This is a genomic window from Atribacter sp. (assembly GCF_035418125.1).
Taxonomy (GTDB): domain Bacteria; phylum Atribacterota; class Atribacteria; order Atribacterales; family Atribacteraceae; genus Atribacter; species Atribacter allofermentans.
Window position 1 is genome coordinate 1 of sequence record NZ_DAOLQM010000324.1, and the last position, 2057, is coordinate 2057.

The 2057-nt window shown below is 37.1% G+C and carries 3 protein-coding genes; 2 read left to right on the top strand and 1 reads right to left on the bottom strand.

The window, feature by feature from the left end; translation table 11 throughout:
• Both PLK24_RS11030 and PLK24_RS11035 read left to right on the top strand, forming a co-directional pair.
• On the top strand, positions 1–201 hold a 201-nt coding region (locus PLK24_RS11030; protein WP_324479107.1), incomplete at its 5' end, for a hypothetical protein.
• Positions 202–237: 36 nt separating this feature from the next.
• Positions 238–1044 (top strand): hypothetical protein, encoded by an 807-nt coding sequence (locus tag PLK24_RS11035; RefSeq protein WP_324479109.1) that lies wholly within the window; start codon positions 238–240, stop codon positions 1042–1044.
• Positions 1045–1314: 270 nt separating this feature from the next.
• Here the strand turns inward: PLK24_RS11035 and PLK24_RS11040 are convergent.
• The coding region (locus PLK24_RS11040; protein WP_324479111.1) for a hypothetical protein at positions 1315–2057 on the bottom strand (743 nt) is incomplete at its 5' end.

The following is a 2057-nucleotide window of genomic DNA, read 5'->3' on the forward strand; positions in this document are numbered from 1 at the left end:
TCGTCAAGTATTTATGGAAGAGTTTATATTGATGGGAATCGAATTGGTAATGCTTATCTTAATCCAAACGGCTGCTTGTTTAGTTTAGCAAATGTTAAATTATATCAAGAACATATCGTTCGGATTGAGACAGATTGGGGAATTTCTTATACCGAAAGATTTTATCCAACTTATTCAGGATATACAGTAACAATTTATTAGTATGAAACTCCCCAACAAGAAGAAAGGATTTATAAAATGAAAAAATATGTTTATACCAATTTATTTCTAAAGTTCTTCTTAGTGCTGCTCATTTTCGCTGGATTTTCAAGCATGGTCTTGGCTAAATCCTCAGTTACTTTTCAATTTAACATTTCACCCGAAGTTCATCGTTCTTTGCCTCGTTCTCCTCAAATCGCACTCTCTACTGACCGAGGTGATGGGGGATTTTATTCAGTGGGAGAGAGGGTAAACTTGCGTTATCGAACCACAATCGGCGGATATATAACTCTTGCTCAATATAACCCTGGAGGGAGTGTTCAAATCATTGAAGAAAACAAATTTGTTCGGGCTAACTCTCCTCAAATGGTTAGCTTTATGGCTAAAGAACCAGTTGGAACTCACCGGGTTGTAATTATTTTAACTCCCGACACCATACCACGAAACAGAATTCAAGAATTTTTAAGAAATCCGAGTCGTATTTCATCCATATTCGGGGGACAGTATGCAGTCAATAGAACTGAATTCGTGGTTGATGGTGGTCAAGTTGAACCTCTTATTAATGTACAACCAGCAACATTCAATCTCAACGCCGGATCTACTCAAACATTTTCTATAAGATTAACAGATTATTCTGGTCGGCCAATCCCTGGTAAAAACTTATTATTGGATGCTCCTTTTGGAACTCTAAGTTCTCAACAAGTGCGAACCAATAGCCGTGGTATGGCTACCTTTACTTATACAGCTTCTTTTGCAAGAAGGTCATCGATAAGAATTTCAGTTTTGTTCCCTGGCGATGCTGAAAATGGTTGGACGTCAACCGAAATTATCGGGCATATTCGTTAAAAATTCAATTAAAAAACGAGCAGTCACTAAAAAACTGAGCGCTCCTCAGATTAAAAGCAATTTCTTATATTTGAGGAGCGCCAAATAAAATAGAGCTTATCCGGAAAATCAACCAATCTCGAAAAAAGGATATTCTCAGTTTTTTCCTCTAAGTTTACTTTTAACTATTTCAGTTTCCCTTGTTGATGAAATCAATAAAATAATCAGACTGCTTAGGTGAACTCCTTTTTTAAGTTTTTTTGTATTTATCTTAAAACAAGATAGGAGTTTTCATCTCCACGGTGTAGGAGTAGAGGTGGGATAAATATCAGAAGAGGTTCCATTGCAAGGTCCACAGGTAATTATGGTATCAAAACAGACAGTTTTCGTTTGGTATGTGAAATTTCCACCTTGGCTTAAAGCCATGGGGTCAAAACGCCAATGTCCGGCTAAGGAAGTACAATTGGCTGACCCATCGACTTTCGTGATATTAAAAGAAGTACTACTTGAGTTGTTCCAATCAGTTTTTTTGCAACTCCAGTTTTCCCAATATTCAGAAATTCCAGCACACTTAACAGAACGAATTTTTTTGACAATGAGTTTTTTAGAAACACTTTTAGGATTGATATCACAAAAAAATCCTATGTCACTATTTCCGTTAGCCATAATGGTATGTATTTCTTCTCCCTTAATGACTCGAACCCATATGGATTTGTTAAAAGTACAATCTTTTCCAGTAAATTTGATCCACCAAAAACCCGAAGTCCTGGGAGTCACTGTCGCTTGACCTTCAATGATCGAGTATTCATAGCTTTCACCTCCCGGTCCGGTAAGGTGAATCGTACTGGTAAGGGCTGCTTCTGCCTTCCAGAAAAGAACAATTTGTTCCCCATCACAGATGATTAAAGATGTTGGACAATCCTCTAATGCCGGTTGCACAGTCAAAGGAGCAAAGTCTTTGATAATAGCACAAAACTTGGTATTATCAACACAAATTCCATTGCAATGTATAGAACTTAGCATTAATCCACAAA